Here is an 18,424-nt window from a genome sequence, read left to right on the forward strand (position 1 = left end):
CCAGGCCACGGTCGACGGATCACGGGAACGGCCCTAGATACACAGCTCTGGCCAATGGGACGCTCCTTCATGATCACAGTGCATTATCTCGACAATTCACGCGCGCACCGCATCCTGTGGCTGCTGGAGGAACTGGGGCTCGATTATCAGGTCGAGGTCTATCACCGGACCAAGGAGTATCTTGCGCCGAAAGCTCTGAAGGCCGTGCATCCGCTCGGCAAATCGCCTGTCATCGAGGACAAGGGCCGGGTGGTGGCGGAAAGCGGTGCGATCATGGAATACCTGATCGAGACCTATGGGGGCGAGCGCCTGCAACCTGCCGCCGGAACGGACGAGCGCTTACGCTACCGCTACTGGATGCACTATGCGGAAGGATCCGCCATGCCGCTTCTGGTGATGAAATTGATCTTCTCGCGGATTCCGGGCCAGGTGCCGTTCTTCATTCGGCCTGTGGCCAGGATGATCAGCGATGGTGTCTCGCGCAAACTTCTGGACCCACAGCTCTCCGATCATCTCGACCTCTGGATTGCGGAAGTGTCCAGGGACGGTTGGTTCGCGGGGCGGGAGTTCTCCGCGGCCGATATCGCCATGAGTTTTCCAGTCGAGGCCGGGCTGACCCGGATTGCCGGCGGCAAGGATACCTCTGTGCTGAGAGCGTGGATCGAGCGCATCCGGGCGCGTCCGGCCTATCAGCGGGCTCTTTCGCGCGGCGGCGAATACGGCTACGCCAAGGGCTGACGCTCTCCTATATCTCGGATGTCGCCGAAACGGCGGCGAGCACTGTCGGCATAGCTGCGACTGACCGGCACGACCGTCCCGGATTTCAGCCTGACTGCGAACCGGCCTCCCACCTTTTCCAGCCCTTCGACATGGGCTGCGGCCACCCAATGGGAGCGATGGGTCTGCAGGCCATCGATTTCGCCCAGTTCACGCAGCGCGTCGGAAAAGCGCAGCAGCACCAGCTGGCGACCGCGCGTGGTGGTTACCACGGTGTAGTGGTCCTCGACGGTCAGATGCAGGATCGGCCCGCGGATGTCCGGCTTCAAACGCGCCAGGAGAGGTGGGGGCTCTTGCGGGATTGCCGCTGCGCTTACCGTCAGCTGCGATGCCGTGGATGCTGCCGGCTTTGCCGACATGGTCATATGGGTCAGCAGACTGAAGAGGATCGACAGCGGCAAGCAGACGGCGAACTGGCTGCCGTAGGAGAGGGTGGTTGGTGGCAGGCTCAGCCATGACCACCGTACGAGTTCCACGGCCGCTGCCACGAAGGGGGTCGCGAGCACGGCGTTGATCGTCAGCAGGACGAGCGTGCTCGAAATATGTTCCCTCAGCCAGATTTCGGCGAGCGTGATGATCGAGATTGCCACCGCCCAGGCTGCGGCATGGAGAAGCGTCCAGAAAGCGGCCCGCTCGGCGAGACCCATGTCCTCCATCGTGCCGGAGGGACCCATGGCGACAAAGATGGCAACGACGATGGCGAAGGTCGCCCAGAGGCGCGGCGAGCGGATCAGCGTTTCCCATTCACGAAGCGCAGACTGCAAGGCGGTGCTGTTCACGAATTCCTCTCGTCATCGACGGCAAAGCGTTTGCCGCACAGGCCAGCTGGAGCGATCAGCGCGACATCATCCATTGAAACCGTGATCCCGTTCAAGGCAAGCCCCATGTCGCTCTCTCTTCTCCTGCAGGCCTCTCCCGCCATCCAGATCCATGTCGCCGCTGCCGTCTCTGCTCTCCTGCTCGGCACCTATCTGCTCGTCGCCACGAAGGGAACGACGACGCACAAGAGCCTAGGCCGGATCTGGATCGGCATCATGGTCGTCACGTCGTTTTCGAGCTTCTTCATTCATTCGCTCCGCCTCGTTTACGGTTTCAGCCCCATCCATCTCCTCTCTGTCCTCACACTGGTCGGCAGCTGGCAGGCCGTGGCTGCGGCGCGGGCCGGTCGGATTGCCGAGCACCGCCGACATGTCGGCAATCTCTATTCGCTGGCGTTGCTGACGGCTGGAGCCTTCACGCTCCTGCCAGGGCGCCTGATGCACAAACTGCTGTTCGGCGAAGGACAGGGGCAGGTCCACCTGCTGGTCATCGGCATGGTGCTCGTTCTCGTCGTTTTCTTTCAATGGTGGCTGAGGCGGGACAGTCGACGCCGGTCCGGCTAATCAGCAAGACAGCTTCCGGTGTCTGGTGTTAGGGAACAGTTCCGCTATCTTCTCATTGATAAGGGCGCCAGCGGAGAGAGGAAGCACCATGGAATGGAAGGGCCGTCGTCAGTCGGACAATATCGAGGACCGCCGCGGGCAATCCTCCGGTGGTGGACTTGGAGGCAATCCCTTCGGCCGCTCCGGGATCCAGATCCCCATGGGCGGTCGGCGCGGTGGTGGTCTCAGCATCGGCACCATCATCTTCCTCGTCGTCATCTATTTCGTGCTGAAGATGATGGGCATCGACATGCTGGAAGTGCTGGGTGAGGGCAATGTGTCCGGCGGCTCCGGCTACGAGCAGCAGGTTGGCAGTCGCCCCGCCGCACCCGCCGATGACGAGATGACGGCTTTTGTCCGCACCGTCCTTGCGGAGACGGAGACCACCTGGTCGACCATCTTCAAACAGTCGGGTGAAACCTATCCGGAGCCAACATTGGTTCTGTTCGATGGCACGACCCGGTCCGCCTGTGGCCAGGCTTCGTCGGCCACCGGTCCGTTCTATTGTCCGAGTGACCGTAAGGTTTATCTGGACACCGCCTTCTTCCGCCAACTGGCCCAGCAGTTTGATGCTGCAGGCGATTTTGCCCAGGCATATGTGATCGCGCATGAAGTCGGCCATCACGTGCAGAACCTCACCGGCGTGCTGCCGGAGTTCAACCGCCAGCGTCAGGCAATGGGCGAGCGCGAGGCCAACAAGATGTCGGTGCGGGTTGAACTGCAGGCGGATTGTTATGCCGGTCTCTGGGCAAAATCAGCCGACAAGGAAGGTATTCTTTCCGATGGAGACCTGGAAGAAGCCTTGAATGCGGCCCAACAGATTGGCGACGACACGCTGCAGAAGCGTAGCCAGGGTTATGTCGTTCCCGATGCCTTCAACCACGGCACGTCGGCCCAGCGCATGAAGTGGTTCAAGCGTGGTTATGAAAGCGGCAATGTCAGCGCTTGTGACACCTTTTCGGGCGACATCTGATCGTATGCCGATGGTTCGGCACCTCTTGGTGCCGCGCCGTCGCGATGCCTGATCAGCGGATCAACAGAGCGGTCAGCCAGAGGCCGAGGCCGAAGACGGTGTGGGCGACCAGGTTCATGGCGCGCACCTTGTTGGGGTTCGGCGTCTTTGAGGCTGCCCAGCCGATGCCGAGACCCGGCTGCAGCAGGAACCAGCCGGCAGCGACCGTGACGATGGCCCAGATCCAGGCGGGCAGGAATGTCGGTTGGGCCAGCCAGTCCGGACCCATGATCAGGACGAGCAGCACGCCGTAGAGAATGCCGACAGCGTAGTGACTGAACCAGCCGAGAGCGAGTTCGTGGCGATAGGCAGTCGCCTCGGCAATGCTGTCATGGAAGACCTTGCCGTTCTTCAAATGATAGAACCAGCGGCCGATGGGTGCCCAATTGGCCTTTGGCTGGGCGAAGACCGTGCTGAGCATGATGGCCCATAGGTCCATTGCGAGCGTCGCGCCCGTGCCGATGATCATGCCGCGCCAAATCAATTCAATCATGCCTGGACTAACTCGTGTCAGAGGGAGGGGTGGGGGACCATAAGCTTGTTTTCGATGCCTGGCCAAGAGCCGCCAGGATTGATTGCGGCACCCATCCCCGAATTCGCCCCTGAAATTCGGCGGACTGCCCGAATTTTCATCAATCTTGCTGATGCATCGCGCAAAAAAATTGCAGATTGCCGAATTTGTCTTGCTGGCGTGCCCGTTGGGGCCTATCCCCATCGCGACATGCCGCTCGCCAGACTGCTCTGGAAGCGGCTTTTTTCGTCGAGAGCCAAGCCATGCATACGAACAGCATTCCGATCGATACCCTGACCCCGGCGCCCGCTATTGCCGGAAGCTGGATGTCGCATATCCGTGCGACGCTGTCGCTCGGCATTCCGCTGATCGGTGCACAGCTGGCGCAGCTCGGCATTCACACGACCGATGTGCTGATCGTCGGACAGCTCGGCGCGGTGCCGCTCGCGGCCATGGTGCTTGCCGGACAGTTCTTCTTCACGATTTTCATCTTCGGCTCAGGCTTCTCGATGGCCGTCATTCCGATGGTCGCGCAGGCTTACGGGCGCGGCGACGTCGTTTCGGTACGCCGGTCCATCCGCATGGGCATGTGGGTGGCGATCCTCTATACGGTGCTGACGGCGCCGCTGTTTTTCAATGCGGAGACAATCCTGCTGGCGCTGGGGCAAAAGCCTGAGGTGGCCGCCCTTGCCGCCGGTTATGTCCGGATCATCCAGTTCGGTCTTTTGCCGGCGCTGCTCTTTGCCGTCCTGCGAGCGCTGGTGAGTGCGACAGGTCGTGCGCGCATCGTGCTCTGGGTGACGCTCGGCATTCTCGTCCTGAATGCCATCCTCGCCTACTGCCTGGTACTCGGCCATTTCGGCTTTCCGGCACTTGGCATGACCGGGGCGGCGATCGTCGCTGTCATCGTCCAGTGGGTCAGTTTTCTCGCCATGGTCGTCTATCTGCAGACACGGGACGAGACGAAGCGCTACGAGCTGTTCATCCGTTTCTGGCGGCCGGACTGGCAGGCATTTCGCGAGGTCCTGCATCTTGGCCTGCCGATCAGCGTCACGGTGCTGGCCGAAGTCAGCCTGTTCACCGGCGCCTCGCTGCTGATGGGGCGGATCGGGACGATTGAACTTGCGGCCCATGGCATTGCGCTGCAGTTGACCTCGATCGCCTTCATGATCCCGCTCGGGCTGGCGCAGGCGGCAACGGTGCGGATCGGCCTGGCGCATGGGCGCGGCAATTATGGGGAACTGGTGCGCGCAGCGATCACGGTGACGACGATTGCCTCGGTGCTGTCGCTTCTCGGTGGTGTGCTGTTCTTGACGATCCCGCATCCGCTTGCCAGCGCCTTCCTCAACGAACACACGCCGGATGCGAAGGCGGTGCTCGCCTATGCCGCGCCACTGGTGGGAATTGCAGGGATCTTTCAGCTGGTCGACGGGCTGCAGACGATTGCAAGCGGTCTGCTGCGCGGGCTGAAGGACGCCCGTGTGCCGATGATCCTTGCGCTCGTCTCCTATTGGCCGATCGGCTTTCTCCTCGCCTGGTTCCTGGCCTTCCCCATGGGCATCGGCGGTATCGGAATCTGGATCGGCTTCGTGGTCGGATTGATCAGCGCTGCCGTCATGCTGTGCCTGCGCTTTTACATGAAGGTCCGGCATGAAATGCAGACGGCCCGGGGATGAGCCCGGGCCGCAAAGATTGAATTCCAATAATCGGAATGCTTGCCGCACTTACCGCTCGGCGAGTGCCGGTTCGCCCTTGTTTTCGCGCACCATGTTGATGAAGCGGCGGAACAGGTAGTGGCTGTCCTGCGGGCCGGGGGATGCTTCCGGATGATGCTGGACGGAGAAGACCGGCTTGCCCTTGAGGCGCAGGCCGCAATTGGTGCCGTCGAAGAGCGAAACGTGAGTCTCTTCAACATTTTCGGGCAGTGACTTCGAGTCGACCGCGAAGCCGTGGTTCATCGAGACGATCTCAACCTTACCAGTGGTGAAATCCTTGACCGGGTGATTGGCGCCATGATGGCCCTGGTGCATCTTCTCGGTCTTGCCGCCGAGCGCCAAGCCCAGCATCTGGTGGCCGAGGCAGATGCCGAAGAGCGGCTTTTCCGATTTGATCAGGTTCTGGATCGCGGGAACGGCATATTCGCCGGTCGCGGCCGGGTCGCCCGGGCCGTTGGACAGGAAGACGCCATCGGGTTCGAGCGCCAGGATATCCTCGGCTGGGGTGTTGGCGGGGACGACGGTGACCTTGCAGTCGAGGCCGGCGAAGAGGCGCAGGATATTGCGCTTGACGCCGAAGTCGACGCAAACGATGTGATACTTGGCATCAGCGGCGCCGAGGGTGGTGTGACCTTCGGTCCAGCTCCAGTCCTTTTCGGTCCAGACGGAGGACTGGCCCGACGTCGCCACCTTGGCGAGATCGAGGCCTTCGAGGCCGCTCCAGGCCTTGGCTTCCGCCTTCAATGCTTCGACGTCGAAAACGCCGTTCGGGTCATGGGCGATGACAGCATTCGGTGCACCGTTTTCGCGGATCCAGGCGGTCAGTGCGCGTGTGTCGACGCCCGACAGGCCGATGACGCCGCGGCTCTTCAGCCAGGCGTCGAGATGGGAGGCGGCGCGGTAGTTCGAGGGCGCGGTGATGTCGGCCTTGAAGATCGTGCCGACGGCACCGTGACGGGCGGCGGGTGTCAGGTCTTCGATGTCTTCGTCATTGGTGCCGACATTGCCGATATGCGGGAAGGTGAAGGTGACGATCTGGCCGAGATAGGAGGGGTCGGTGAGGATTTCCTCGTAGCCGGTGAGGGCCGTGTTGAAGCAGACCTCCGCCTGGACCTTGCCGGTCGCGCCGATGCCGTGACCTTCGATCACCGTGCCGTCGGCAAGCACGAGGAGGGCGGTCGGCTTGCGGGTTGTCCAGGGAGCTGTCGCGGTCATGGTCGTTCCTTTTTCTCCCGCGCCCCGTCCCTCTTGTCGAGGCAGGGTCGCAGGGCCATCTATGTTGCAGATCGAGGGCGCGCGAGGACGCGCGGTATTCAGCCCTGATGACAATTTGCGTGCAGGTGCCGAGCAATAGACGGATCAATCGACGAGGTCAATTCGTCTATCTCTTCGGCTCACGGATTTCTCCCAAGCCATTTCAATGGTTTGTGCAATTCGTTTGCACTGCAGAAACTGTCTGGATATGAGAAGGCAACCACGAACAAGGAAAAGCCACATTTGAGCCCGTCCGCCCTGGCTTTTCCGCGGAGAAGACAATGTTACGCGATATACTCGCCAATACGATGAAAGAGTCCCTCAAGGCCAAGGATGTGCGCCGGACCTCGACCGTTCGTCTGATCCAGACGGCGATCAAGGACCGTGATATCGCCCATCGCGGCGCCGGCAAGGATCCGGTGACCGATGATGAAATCATGCAGATCCTGATGAAGATGATCAAGCAGCGCGACGAGTCTGCCCGCATCTATTCGGAGAATGCCCGGCCGGAGCTGGCCGCGCAGGAGCTCGAGGAAATCGAAATCATCAGATCCTTTATGCCGGAACAGATTCCGGACGAGAAGGTGCGGGAGCTGTGCCAGGCGGTGATCACGGAGACCGGGGCGCAAGGCCTGCGGGACATGGGCAAGTGCATCAGCGCGCTCAAGGAGCGTTATGCTGGCCAGATGGATTTCGGCAAGGCTTCCGGCGTGGTCAAGGACCTGTTGAAGTAGTTCGCGACCATCCCTGCTACGATCTGTGGCGCCGCCTTCGGGCGGCGTCTTGCGTTCAGGAATTCGAGCGCTTCTGCTCGTCGACGAAGTGACGCAGGACTGCGTTGATGCGGGTTTGGTATCCCTTGCCCGTCGCCTGGAAGAAATCGACGATATCGGGATCGAGTCGGATCGAGATTGCCTTCTTCTTGTCCGGGATGACCATCTTCGCCTTGGACCAATCGATGTCCATGAAGTCCTGCCAGTCGGGATCGTCGCGCATGGCGCGCTCGATATCCTCGTCAGTCATGGCATCGATGCGCGCCCAGTCGGTTTGAGATTTCTCCCCCCGAGCACGTCTTTCCAAAAGTTCAGCGAGCGTAGTGCGCGTGATATTCTCTTCGCTCATTCTTCCTAGCAACGCGTGCCGAAATGATCCGACAGGCGTTTCCTCTCATTGTATAAACCACGGATATCAGACGACCGCTTTCCGGACATGTGGCAATGATCCTCAGTTCACCATGCTTGAGAGTTGATGTCTCAAGCCTCGGCTCGGTCAGCGCCAAAATTACGTCATCAAAGTCGATGCCATGCTTTTCGAGATTGGTTCGACGCTTGGTCTCCTCCCACTCGAACGCCCATTCATCCTGCGGGATATCGTCGAGACTGCGCATCGGCCGGGGTCCGTGAAGCTGGCGGAATGCAGTGTATATACAATCGTCATTCAAATCAACGGCTGTGAATAGCGGGTAAGCCGCGCGAAAGCCTTGGCGTCGCCGGGCATCCCCGCCTATATGAAGATCACAGGTTCAGGTGACACATGCGATTTTCCAACGACTTCCTCGACGAGATCCGTGACCGCGTGCCGATTTCGGCCGTGGTGGGCCGTCGTGTGACCTGGGATCGCAAGAAGACCAATGTATCGCGGCAGGATTACTGGGCCTGCTGCCCGTTCCACGGCGAGAAGAGCCCGAGCTTCCACTGCGAGGACCGCAAGGGCCGCTACCACTGCTTCGGCTGTGGCGTGTCCGGTGATCACTTCCGGTTTCTCACCGATCTCGAGGGGCTGAGTTTCGTCGAGGCCGTGCAGCAGGTCGCCGACATGGCCGGCATATCCATGCCACAGCCGGACCCGCAGGCCGAGCGGCGCGAGAAGGAACGCACCACGCTGCAGGACGTCATGGAGCTGGCGACGCAGTTCTTCCAGGACCAGTTGCAGACGGCAAGCGGGGCGCGGGCGCGGGCCTATCTGCGCGAGCGTGGCCTGACGGGCCGGACGATCGAGACATTTCGGCTGGGGTATGCGCCGGAGAGCCGCAATGCCTTGAAGGAACATCTGGCGGCCAAGGGGGTGCCGAAGGACCAGATCGAGGCCTGCGGCCTTGTGGTGCATGGCCCTGACATCCCCGTGTCCTACGACCGCTTTCGAGACCGTATCATGTTCCCGATCCTGTCATCGCGTGACAAGGTGATCGCGTTCGGTGGTCGCGCCATGTCGCCGGATGCCATGGCGAAATATCTCAATTCCAATGAGACCGAGCTCTTCCACAAGGGCAATGTGCTCTACAATTTCTCCCGCGCGCGTCGGGCGCTGCAGGGCGCGGATGGTGCCGACACGCTGATTGCCGTCGAAGGCTATATGGACGTGATCGCGCTGCATCAGGCGGGTATCGAAAATGCGGTTGCGCCTCTTGGGACAGCGCTGACCGAGAACCAGTTGCAGCTGATGTGGAAGACGACGCCGGTGCCTGTGCTCTGTTTCGATGGCGATGGGGCCGGACAGCGGGCGGCGTTTCGTGCGGTCGATATAGCCCTTCCGCACTTGAAGCCGGGGCAATCGGTGCGGTTCGCCATGCTGCCCGACGGCAAGGATCCCGACGATCTCGTCAAACATGACGGGCGTGCGCCCTTCGATCGCGTTATGGCGGAAGCGCAGCCGCTCGCTGCCATGGTCTGGACTCGGGAAGTGTCGAGCGGTGTCTTCGACACGCCGGAAAAGCGCGCCGAACTCGAAGCCAAGCTCAAGCAGGTGGTCACCGTCATCGCCGATGAAAATGTGCGGCGGCATTACCAGCAGGATATCCGCGACAGGCTCTATGCCTTCTTCCAAGGGAACCAGCCGCAGCGCGGGGAGCGAGGTGGCTACCAGGGCAATGGCCGTGGTCAGGGGCAGGGCGGACAGAGCCGCTTTGGCGGACGCCAACCGGGGCCTGTGGCGGCCGGGCGCGGTGCGATCTCCGACCGGCTGGCCAGATCGGGCCTCGTGCGCGGGCACCAGGAGCAGCCGACTTTGCGCGAAAGCGTGCTGGCGCTCACGATCGTCAACCATCCCAACCTGCTCGAAGACGAGTATGACGAGATTGCCGCGATCGAGTTCGAGAACGCAGCGCTTCAGAAGCTCTGGTCGTCCCTTCTGACGGCCGTGGCGGAGGCCGATCATGGGCTTAGCCGCGAGGTGCTGATCGGAAAGCTCGAGGTTCATGGTCATGGGGCGCTTCTGCGGGCACTCGACCAACAGATCCGTAACGCGCGGCTGTGGACGGCGACGGAAATCGCTGCAGCGGAGGATGCGCGCGAGGGCTATCGTCAGGCATTGTCACTTTACAAGCGGGCACGGGCGCTGAAACGCCAACGCAAGGAGTTGGAGCGCGAGGTGGCCGAAGCCACGGAGGTAGACGATGCCGAACGTATCGATCAATTGATCAGTGCACTGCACGAGGTGCAGTCGGAGGTGGCGCGGATGGAAAATCAGGAGGCGATCATCGATGGCTTCGGCGTCATGTCCGGCCGGGTCAAGGGAGCTGCGACCGGCCATCATTGAAGTTTAACCGGATGCGCCTGACTTTGGCGGCGGGAGTATTCGGACCGATAGGCGTCGAGCAGGGGGAAGCGTGTCGCCGGACGATATGAAGTTCATCATCGCCCAAGAAGGGCTGAAGCGTCGATCGACATGGCGGCTTCCCAATGCCGTGTGGTGGGTGGCGCGGATCGGAACGGCGGGTTATCCGCCGCGTATCCGGCGGCGCCTCGCCGTCACCAACATCATCTCCGCGATGGTCAGCCTGATGACCATTCCCTACATCCTTCTTTACGCGATGTATGACTGGGTCGGGCTGATGCCGGCCATCCTGGCTTTCTCGCCACAGATCGTGCTCTATGCGTTGACGCCGCTCTTTCATCGCTTCGGCTCGATCGTCGGAGCGAGTTATCTGTGCGTGCTCTGGCTCGTCTTCGGCCTTGGCTACTGCTGGTTCTTCGGCCGCGATTCGGGACTTCAATTCTATTTCCTGCCGGGGGCTGCGGCCTCCATGCTGGTGTTCGGTTCCGAGCGACTGATATTGTCGGCATGCGTGACACTGACGGCCCTTGCCGCCTTCATGGCGACCGAACTCTTCTTCACCGCCCCCGTCGGCTTCATAGCCGTGGATCAGGCTTTCCTGCAGTTGTTGTATCATCTTACAGTGCCGCTGGCCTTCCTGCTGATCTTCACGACCTCGTTCTTCGCGTTCAAGGAGGCGTCGCAGGCCGAGATCGCGCTTGAGGCGGAACATGCCTTTTCGGCGCGGCTGTTGCAGAACATCCTCCCGCCAAGCGTGGCGCTCAGGCTGCGTGACCATGCGACCTTGGTGGTTGCCGATCAGATCGGCTCTGCGACGATCCTGTTTGCCGATCTCGTGGATTTCACGCCGCGTGCCGCCCGCTGGGATCCGCATCAGGTCGTCGCGTTCCTCAGTCGCGTCTTCGGGCGGTTCGATTCGCTCGCGGGCACTCATGGGCTGGAGAAGATCAAGACGATCGGCGACGCCTATATGGTGGCGGGCGGCCTGCCTGAGCCCATGGCCGATCATGAGGCTGCGGTCGCGCTGATGGCACTCGACATGCTGGAATGTTGCCGGCAGATCTCGGAGGAGGTCGGTGAGCGCGTCGACGTGCGAATCGGTCTCGACACCGGGCCGGTGGTGGCGGGCGTTATCGGGCCGAACAAGCTGCTCTACGACGTTTGGGGCGACACCGTGAACACCGCCGCTCATATGGAATCGCATGGGGTGGCAGGCTGCATTCAGGTGGCCGATTGCCTCAAGTCCAGGCTGGAGGACCGGTTCGACTTCGAACTGCGCGGCGAGATCGACGTGAAGGGAAAGGGGGCCATGCGGGTCTGGTTTCTGACGGGAGTCCGCAAGAAAGTGCAGGCATGATGATGCAGGCAGCAGAATCTCCGGTCGAGCAGGGCCATCCCTCTTGTTTCCGGGGGCTCACGTCCTACATCTGCGAAGATCGGTGATAAAGACGCCGTTGAACGGCTTGTTTTGTTGATTTTCCGCGTATCTGCTGCAGAAGAGCTTGACGCCAGGAAAAATTGTGGGAATCACCAATCCAAGCACACAAGGGTGACGTGGGTTCTGGCGGATCTCTGGTATGATGACCGGTCATGCAGAAAATCGAAGGTTCGGCGCTGCGACCGCAATGCCCATAGTTAATCAGGAATTAAGCAACACTCCGTTAGGTCAGTGACAAGCGATACGCCCGGGTGAGTGGCCGGCTCTCCATCCGTCCGGCGGTTCGCAATATGATCAGACGTCAGGGAAAGCGACGAGATAGATGGCATCGAAAGTCAAAGAAAACGAAGAAGCCGACGGCGAACGCGACGGCGCGACGGACGGTCCGCTTCTCGATCTTTCCGATGACGCGGTCAAAAAAATGATCAAGGCCGCGAAGAAGCGCGGCTATGTCACTATGGATGAGCTGAACTCGGTCCTGCCGTCGGAGGAAGTCACCTCCGAGCAGATCGAAGACACCATGGCGATGCTTTCCGACATGGGCATCAACGTCATCGAGGACGAAGACGCCGATGAGCCGGCGGCCGCCGAGGACGGGGACGACGAAGAGAGCGAAAGCGAAGGCGGAGAGCTTGCGCCTTCTGCCGGCACCGCCGTTGCGACCGCCAAGAAGAAAGAGCCGACCGACCGTACCGATGACCCGGTGCGCATGTATCTGCGCGAAATGGGCTCGGTCGAGCTTCTGTCGCGCGAGGGCGAAATCGCGATCGCCAAGCGTATCGAGGCTGGCCGCGAAACGATGATCTCGGGCCTCTGTGAGAGCCCGCTGACCTTCCAGGCGCTGATCATATGGCGCGACGAACTGAACGAAGGCACCACGCTTCTGCGCGAGATCATCGATCTCGAAACCACCTATTCCGGTCCGGAAGCCAAGGCTGCACCGCAGTTCCAGTCTCCTGAAAAGATCGAGGCTGACCGCAAGGCGGCCGAGGAGAAGGAAAAGGAACGCGCCAAGCGCCGTCCGCAGGCCGCCTCCGGCGACGACGACGACATCACTGCCATCGGCGGCGAGGGCATGCCGCAGGAAGAAGAGGAAGAGGACGAGGACGAATCGAACCTGTCGCTGGCTGCGATGGAATCGGAACTGCGTCCGCAGGTCATGGAGACCCTCGACCTCATCGCCGACACCTACAAGAAGCTCCGCAAACTGCAGGACCAGCAGGTGGAGGCGCGTCTCGCCTGCGCCGGCACGCTGTCATCAGGTCAGGAACGCCGCTACAAGGAGCTGAAGGATCAACTGGTCACGGCCGTCAAGTCGCTGTCGCTCAACCAGAACCGCATCGACAGCCTCGTCGAGCAACTCTACGACATCTCCAAGCGCCTGATGCAGAACGAGGGTCGCCTGCTGCGCCTCGCCGAAAGCTATGGCGTCAAGCGCGAAGCCTTCCTTGAGCAGTATCAGGGTGCCGAACTCGATCCGAACTGGATGAAGTCGGTTGCCAATCTTTCCGGCCGTGGCTGGAAGGAGTTCGCCAAGGAAGAGTATCAGACGATCCGCGACATCCGCAGCGAGATCCAGAATCTGGCGACGGAAACGGGCATCTCGATCGCCGAATTCCGCCGCATCGTGTCGATGGTGCAGAAGGGCGAGCGCGAAGCACGCATCGCCAAGAAGGAAATGGTCGAGGCGAACCTGCGTCTCGTCATCTCGATCGCCAAGAAATACACGAACCGCGGTCTGCAGTTCCTCGACCTCATTCAGGAAGGCAATATCGGCCTGATGAAGGCGGTCGACAAGTTCGAGTATCGCCGCGGCTACAAGTTCTCGACCTATGCGACCTGGTGGATCCGTCAGGCGATCACCCGCTCGATCGCCGACCAGGCGCGTACGATCCGTATTCCGGTGCACATGATCGAGACGATCAACAAGATCGTCCGGACCTCGCGCCAGATGCTGCACGAGATCGGCCGCGAGCCGACGCCGGAAGAACTGGCCGAAAAGCTCGCCATGCCGCTCGAAAAGGTCCGCAAGGTCCTGAAGATCGCCAAGGAGCCGATCTCGCTCGAAACCCCCGTGGGCGACGAAGAGGATTCGCATCTGGGCGATTTCATCGAGGACAAGAACGCGCTTCTGCCGATCGACGCCGCCATTCAGGCGAACCTGCGCGAGACGACCACCCGCGTTCTCGCCTCGCTCACGCCGCGTGAGGAACGTGTTCTTCGCATGCGCTTCGGCATCGGCATGAACACCGACCATACGCTCGAAGAAGTCGGCCAGCAGTTCTCGGTTACCCGCGAACGTATCCGTCAGATTGAGGCGAAGGCGCTGCGCAAGCTGAAGCACCCGAGCCGGAGCCGCAAGCTGCGGTCGTTCCTCGACAGCTGAGGGTTTGGCAAAGCATTGATTTTTGAGGGCCGGAGCGGAGACGCTCCGGCCTTTTTCGTGTCACGCGGGCTGGACCAGCATGCGCACGAGGCGACGCGTGATCGGCAGGGCCATCAGCAGCGTCGGGAAGGCGATGACCCAGGACATGGCCCAGGCGGGCAGCCAGTTGCCGACGAAGTCCGGGCCAAAACCGAGGTTCTTCACCGTGGCCACGGCGGAGACCACCATTGTCATGATGATCGAGAGGATGAAAGGCATCAGGATGCCCGAATAGCGGGCGGGAATGCGCGGAAGCGGCATTGGGAGTTTCCTTTGAAGAAAGGAAATCGTCGCGGGCGAGGAAAATGCATCACATCTCTTACCTTCGAGAACACGCCCGGTGCGGACGATTTCAGGTCTGGATGCGTTGCCTCACGTAAACGCTTACGGTCGAGCGATGCCGACGGTTGTTGATAGAACATCGCGGGAGGCCGTGCAAGGGCGCCTTTGGCGAAGAGGTGGTGGGTCAAGTGACCTTTCGAAAGGACGTTTTGAGGCATCTCGGTTTGAAACCCGGCGACCAAGTGGAAGTCGATCTTCTTCCAGATGGTCGAGCAACTCTGGCAGCAGCACGTCCGAAAGGCACTTTCGAAGACGTGGCGGATCTGCTCAAAGGGCGTACCAATGGGCGCGTTCTTTCTATGGATGAGCTGGATGTAGCAATATCCGAAGCAGGCATGCGAGCAGGTCTGGGGGATGGTCTGTGAAGATCACATCGGACACGAATGTTCTGCTAAGGGCGGCCGTTGGCGATGATCCTGGTCAACAAAAGGCGGCCTTGGCTGTGCTGAGGGACGCTGAAGTCGTTGCGGTAACTCTACAAGCGTTATGTGAATTTGTCTGGGTGCTTTCCCGTCACTACGGAGTTGCGCGGGCAGAGATTGCCGCTGTCATTCGTCGTGTTCTCGATACGGAAAACGTCGAGACGGATCGGGCGGCGGTCCATGCCGGCCTCGAGCTCCTGAATTCAGGCGGTGAATTTGCGGATGGCGTCATCGCCTTCACAGGGCGCATGATCGGGGCGAGCATTTCGTCTCCTTCGACCGCAAGGCTGTGAGGCTCCTGGCAGAAGGTGGCCATTCCGCCGTGCTCCTGCCTTGATTTAGGTTCCTGCCGGTAAAAGACGGTGTGGCACCTCCCTTTTTGCCGCAATCGTCGGTATGGATCACCCGATGGTCAACAAGAGTTCGAAACGCTGGTGGCTCCCGAATAGCGGGCTTGCCGTCTCGCTGCTGCTGCATGCAGTTGCGGCCGGCGTTTTTCTGTTGATGGTCCTTTTCCAGGCTGAGCCGCAAAGCGAAGAGCCGGTGGTCGAGGTGACGCTGGTGGCGCCACCCGAACCGCCGCCGCCGGTCGAGCCGCCGCCGACCGAAGAGGCGAAGGCTGAGGAGCCGCCGACGCCAGAGCCGCCACCGGCGCTTGAGCCGCCGAAGCCCGAAGAGACGGAGCCACCACCGGAGCCGCCACCGGCGGTACCTGAGGCCGAGGAGCAGCCGAAGCTGCCGGATGCCGGTCAGGCACCGATCCCGGTTCTCAGACCTGTGGTGCGATTTGCCGAAAAGGATGCCGGGCCGGAGATATCGAAGGGTACCGAAGCAGAAGCGGGCCTCACGCCTGAAACGGCTGCGCAGCTTGACGAGGCCGAGCAGGAGGTGGCTGCCGCCGCCCCACAGCCCAAGATCGAGCTGCCCAAGGCGACGCTTGCCGAGGACGCGCCGATGCCCGATGCGGCTGACAAGGCCGTGGAAGGTGATGGCACCGAGCCCGGGCCGCCGGGTGCGCCTCAGCCGGCTGAGCAGACGCCGAAACCCGCTGATGCCAAGGATGCATCGGATGCCAATGAAAAGCCGATCAAGGCGGCAGCTCTCGTACCGCGTGAGGTGAAACGTCTGTTCTCCACGGCGATTTCCGGCGATGAGGCGGCGGCAACGGCGATGGCGGGGCTTTCGCGACAGGAACGCGGCGACCAGCTCTGCGGAACGGAACTCAGCCAGCAATTGCGCAATGGCCGGCCTTCCTTTGTGCCTTATCTCCTGCCGATCCTTCGGCTCAAGCAGGGCAATGTCGTCGACATCAAGCTTGCTGCGTTTCGCGACGTGAACGGTGACTGGATCAACATTGCCGTGCGCTGCGAGGTGGATGACAATGCCACCGAAGTGGTGAAATTCTCGCTGTCGGTGGGCAAGCCCGTGCCGAAGGCCGAGTGGCGGTCACGCGGGTTCCCCGAAAGCTGATTCCGGGAATGCTGGCCGGCCTCAGAGCAGCAGGTTGATGCCGATCGTGGCCATCACCACCGCGATCAGGCCATCAAGGATGCGCCACGCAACCGGCTTTGCAAACAGCGGCGCGAGCAACCGAGCGCCATACCCCAGGCTGAAGAAGAACAGGACGGAGGACGCCATGGCGCCCAGTGCAAAGGCCGCCTCCCGTCCGGGATACCGTGTGGAGATCGAGCCCAGGAGCACAACCGTGTCGAGATAGACATGGGGGTTCAGCCAGGTGAGCGCGAGGCATGTCAGAAGGGCAGCCCGCAGGCTGGTCCGGGTGTCAGTTCCCGCTTTCAGGACATGGCCGCCGGCGAGCGCGCTTCTGAGGCTTCTCAAGGCATAGACCAGCAGAAAGGCGGCGCCCGCATAGCGCATCAACGGATCGAGCCATGTGATTTGGCCAAGGATCGTGGCAAAGCCGCCGACGCCGAGCGCGATCAGTACGGCATCCGACAAGGCACACACCGTTACGAGCGACAGGACATGTTCGCGGCGCAGCCCCTGGCGCAGGATGAAGGCATTCTGTGCGCCGATCGCGACGATCAGGCTGAGGCCAAGCAGGAAGCCCGCAGTCAGGGCAGGGACCATATCTCTCATTCTCCCATATTGTCGCCTTTGACTAGCGGGCAGCCAAGCATTAGGAAAGTTCATTGATCTAATCAGCCATTAGAGATCTCGATGTTTGATCCATCGCATCTGGCGGCCCTCTCCGCTATTCTTCGCAGCGGAAGCTTCGAGCGGGCGGCCAAAGAGCTCGGCTTGACGCAGTCGGCCGTGTCGCAGCGGATCCGGCTGCTCGAAGAGCAGATCGGAACGCCGCTCGTCATTCGGACGCAGCCCTGTCGGGCGACCGAGGCGGGCAGGCGGGTCTTTCGCCATGCCGAAGAATTGCGGCTGCTCGAACAGGAGTTGCGAACCGATCTTGGCGTGGGGCTTGGTGCCGACAGCGACGATGAAGGCGAGACACGCTCTGATTCCCGAGGCTGGCCAACGGTTCGGCTGGCGGTCAATGCCGACAGCCTGGCGACGTGGTTTCTGCCGGCGCTGGCGAAGGCGGGCGATCTGCTGTTCGATCTCGTCGTCGACGACCAGGACCACAGCGCCGACTGGCTGAAACGCGGCGAGGTGCGGGCGGCCATCAGCAGCGCGCATCGGCCGGTCCAGGGATGCGATTGCCGGCCGCTCGGTGCTCTGCGGTATCTGGCCACCGCCAGTCCCGCCTTCTGCCGCCACTGGTTCGGCGCCGAGGGTCTGACGGCTTTCTCTCTGACGCGAGCGCCCATGCTGACCTTCAATGCCAAGGACCGCCTGCAAGGGCGCTGGACGGAGCAGATCTTCGGCACGGCATCGACGGGGCCATCACACTGGCTCCCCTCCAGCCAGGCTTTTGTCGATGCTGCTGCGGCGGGGCTTGGCTGGGGCATGAACCCGGAGATGCTGGCGGCACCCGCGCTCGCCGATGGCAGGCTCGTCCTGCTCAAGCCGGACAGTCCGCTCGATGTGCCGCTTTACTGGCATGTCAGTCGTTCGGTGCAACGGCTGATGCAGCCGGTAACACAGGCGGTCGTGGAGGCGGCGCGGCAGGCCTTGAGGCCGATCGCCTGACTGGGCAGGCCCTTGTCTTCGAACGATTGCGGCCTATCTTCACCATGAGAAGAGGAGAGCCCGATGTCCGTGAAAGATCAGACGCTTGCCGTCATCGATGTGTTGAACCGTCATGATTTTGCCGGGCTGATAAGTCGCTTCGACGAGGAGGCCATCCTCGATCTGCCTGACGGCATCCGGGTCATCGGACAGGCGTCATTTCGCGATACGCTTTCGGCCTATGTGCTGCGGCATGACCTGACACTCACGGATTGCGTTGTGATGACCGATGACGCGGGTTTCCGTGTTGCCGTCGAATGCACCCTGAACGGCCAGAACCGGCGCACCGTCGATACGGATGCCGATGGCGAGGCCGGGCCCTACGCACTCCCGGCCGTGCTCGTGCTGGAACGGGAGGGCGAATTGTTCAGCCGCTTCAGCCTGTTCTGTGCCGTGCAGCCGTAGAAT

Annotated in this window: 19 protein-coding genes and 1 pseudogene; 13 read left to right on the forward strand and 7 right to left on the reverse strand. The window is 61.5% G+C overall.

The genetic code is table 11. The annotated features are described in order from the left end of the window. Positions 1 to 69 precede the first annotated feature (69 nt). Complete coding sequence (locus DFO46_RS04975) at positions 70 to 738, forward strand: glutathione S-transferase (RefSeq protein WP_120278144.1); 669 nt, start codon at positions 70 to 72, stop codon at positions 736 to 738. Here DFO46_RS04975 and DFO46_RS04980 read toward each other — a convergent pair. Continuing rightward, positions 723 to 1,556, reverse strand: coding sequence for a LytTR family DNA-binding domain-containing protein (locus DFO46_RS04980; RefSeq protein ID WP_120276542.1), 834 nt, complete (start codon positions 1,554 to 1,556; stop codon positions 723 to 725). The genes DFO46_RS04975 and DFO46_RS04980 overlap by 16 nt on opposite strands. Positions 1,557 to 1,661: 105 nt before the next feature. Between DFO46_RS04980 and DFO46_RS04985 the strand changes: the two genes are divergently transcribed. Beyond that, positions 1,662 to 2,159, forward strand: a complete 498-nt coding sequence (locus tag DFO46_RS04985) for a DUF2306 domain-containing protein (protein WP_120276543.1) — start codon at positions 1,662 to 1,664, stop codon at positions 2,157 to 2,159. An 88-nt stretch (positions 2,160 to 2,247) separates the two neighbouring features. Further along, entirely contained in the window at positions 2,248 to 3,171 is a 924-nt protein-coding gene (locus DFO46_RS04990) for a neutral zinc metallopeptidase (RefSeq protein WP_120276544.1), read from the forward strand. 52 nt (positions 3,172 to 3,223) lie between these two features. Here the strand turns inward: DFO46_RS04990 and DFO46_RS04995 are convergent, their stop codons facing one another. After that, entirely contained in the window at positions 3,224 to 3,703 is a 480-nt protein-coding gene (locus DFO46_RS04995) for a DUF2938 domain-containing protein (RefSeq protein WP_120276545.1), read from the reverse strand. A 344-nt stretch (positions 3,704 to 4,047) separates the two neighbouring features. Here DFO46_RS04995 and DFO46_RS05000 point away from each other — a divergent pair, with 344 nt between their 5' ends. Further along, positions 4,048 to 5,397, forward strand: a complete 1,350-nt coding sequence (locus DFO46_RS05000) for an MATE family efflux transporter (RefSeq protein WP_245422599.1) — start codon at positions 4,048 to 4,050, stop codon at positions 5,395 to 5,397. Between the two features lie 48 nt (positions 5,398 to 5,445). On the opposite strand, the gene carA is transcribed toward DFO46_RS05000, so the two are convergent. Then, entirely contained in the window at positions 5,446 to 6,651 is a 1,206-nt protein-coding gene (gene carA, locus DFO46_RS05005) for a glutamine-hydrolyzing carbamoyl-phosphate synthase small subunit (RefSeq protein WP_120276547.1), read from the reverse strand. 320 nt (positions 6,652 to 6,971) lie between these two features. On the opposite strand from carA, the gene DFO46_RS05010 reads away from it, so the two are divergent. Next, positions 6,972 to 7,424, forward strand: a complete 453-nt coding sequence (locus DFO46_RS05010; protein WP_110790846.1) for a GatB/YqeY domain-containing protein — start codon at positions 6,972 to 6,974, stop codon at positions 7,422 to 7,424. A gap of 55 nt (positions 7,425 to 7,479) precedes the next feature. Here DFO46_RS05010 and DFO46_RS05015 read toward each other — a convergent pair whose 3' ends face one another. Together DFO46_RS05015 and DFO46_RS05020 are read right to left on the reverse strand one after the other, a co-directional pair. Continuing rightward, positions 7,480 to 7,713, reverse strand: a complete 234-nt coding sequence (locus DFO46_RS05015; protein WP_245408855.1) for a BrnA antitoxin family protein — start codon at positions 7,711 to 7,713, stop codon at positions 7,480 to 7,482. A 61-nt stretch (positions 7,714 to 7,774) separates the two neighbouring features. Further along, positions 7,775 to 8,077 carry a BrnT family toxin gene (locus DFO46_RS05020; protein ID WP_120276548.1) on the reverse strand — a complete coding sequence of 101 codons (303 nt, stop codon included), beginning with the start codon at positions 8,075 to 8,077 and terminating at the stop codon, positions 7,775 to 7,777. Between the two features lie 146 nt (positions 8,078 to 8,223). Between DFO46_RS05020 and dnaG the strand changes: the two genes are divergently transcribed. The 3 genes from dnaG to rpoD all read left to right on the forward strand — a co-directional run bounded on the left by dnaG (position 8,224) and on the right by rpoD (position 14,066). Next, complete coding sequence (gene dnaG / locus DFO46_RS05025; RefSeq protein ID WP_120276549.1) at positions 8,224 to 10,224, forward strand: DNA primase; 2,001 nt, start codon at positions 8,224 to 8,226, stop codon at positions 10,222 to 10,224. Between the two features lie 70 nt (positions 10,225 to 10,294). After that, complete coding sequence (locus DFO46_RS05030) at positions 10,295 to 11,599, forward strand: adenylate/guanylate cyclase domain-containing protein (protein ID WP_110790842.1); 1,305 nt, start codon at positions 10,295 to 10,297, stop codon at positions 11,597 to 11,599. 403 nt (positions 11,600 to 12,002) lie between these two features. Beyond that, a complete protein-coding gene (gene rpoD, locus DFO46_RS05035; protein ID WP_110790841.1) occupies positions 12,003 to 14,066 on the forward strand; it encodes an RNA polymerase sigma factor RpoD in 2,064 nt (687 codons plus the stop codon). A 60-nt stretch (positions 14,067 to 14,126) separates the two neighbouring features. On the opposite strand, the gene DFO46_RS05040 is transcribed toward rpoD, so the two are convergent. Further along, the gene (locus tag DFO46_RS05040; RefSeq protein WP_120276550.1) at positions 14,127 to 14,366 is read right to left on the reverse strand and encodes a DUF2798 domain-containing protein; all 240 of its coding nucleotides are present in this window, start codon (positions 14,364 to 14,366) and stop codon (positions 14,127 to 14,129) included. A gap of 200 nt (positions 14,367 to 14,566) precedes the next feature. Here DFO46_RS05040 and DFO46_RS05045 point away from each other — a divergent pair, with 200 nt between their 5' ends. The 3 genes and pseudogenes from DFO46_RS05045 to DFO46_RS05055 all read left to right on the forward strand — a co-directional run bounded on the left by DFO46_RS05045 (position 14,567) and on the right by DFO46_RS05055 (position 16,339). Further along, positions 14,567 to 14,812 carry an AbrB/MazE/SpoVT family DNA-binding domain-containing protein gene (locus DFO46_RS05045; protein ID WP_245422509.1) on the forward strand — a complete coding sequence of 82 codons (246 nt, stop codon included), beginning with the start codon at positions 14,567 to 14,569 and terminating at the stop codon, positions 14,810 to 14,812. Continuing rightward, positions 14,809 to 15,206, forward strand: a pseudogene (locus DFO46_RS05050) (type II toxin-antitoxin system VapC family toxin). Before DFO46_RS05045 ends, DFO46_RS05050 begins: the two are co-directional and overlap by 4 nt. Before the next feature lie 71 nt (positions 15,207 to 15,277). Next, a complete protein-coding gene (locus DFO46_RS05055; RefSeq protein ID WP_120276551.1) occupies positions 15,278 to 16,339 on the forward strand; it encodes a DUF930 domain-containing protein in 1,062 nt (353 codons plus the stop codon). Positions 16,340 to 16,360: 21 nt separating this feature from the next. Here DFO46_RS05055 and DFO46_RS05060 read toward each other — a convergent pair whose 3' ends face one another. Then, entirely contained in the window at positions 16,361 to 16,960 is a 600-nt protein-coding gene (locus tag DFO46_RS05060; RefSeq protein ID WP_120276552.1) for a LysE/ArgO family amino acid transporter, read from the reverse strand. Positions 16,961 to 17,050: 90 nt separating this feature from the next. On the opposite strand from DFO46_RS05060, the gene DFO46_RS05065 reads away from it, so the two are divergent. Together DFO46_RS05065 and DFO46_RS05070 are read left to right on the forward strand one after the other, a co-directional pair. After that, positions 17,051 to 17,977 carry a LysR family transcriptional regulator ArgP gene (locus DFO46_RS05065; RefSeq protein ID WP_120276553.1) on the forward strand — a complete coding sequence of 309 codons (927 nt, stop codon included), beginning with the start codon at positions 17,051 to 17,053 and terminating at the stop codon, positions 17,975 to 17,977. 63 nt (positions 17,978 to 18,040) lie between these two features. Beyond that, entirely contained in the window at positions 18,041 to 18,421 is a 381-nt protein-coding gene (locus tag DFO46_RS05070; RefSeq protein ID WP_110790836.1) for a nuclear transport factor 2 family protein, read from the forward strand. Positions 18,422 to 18,424 lie beyond the last annotated feature (3 nt).

The organism is Rhizobium sp. AG855, assembly GCF_003610655.1.
Lineage (GTDB): Bacteria > Pseudomonadota > Alphaproteobacteria > Rhizobiales > Rhizobiaceae > Allorhizobium > Allorhizobium wuzhouense.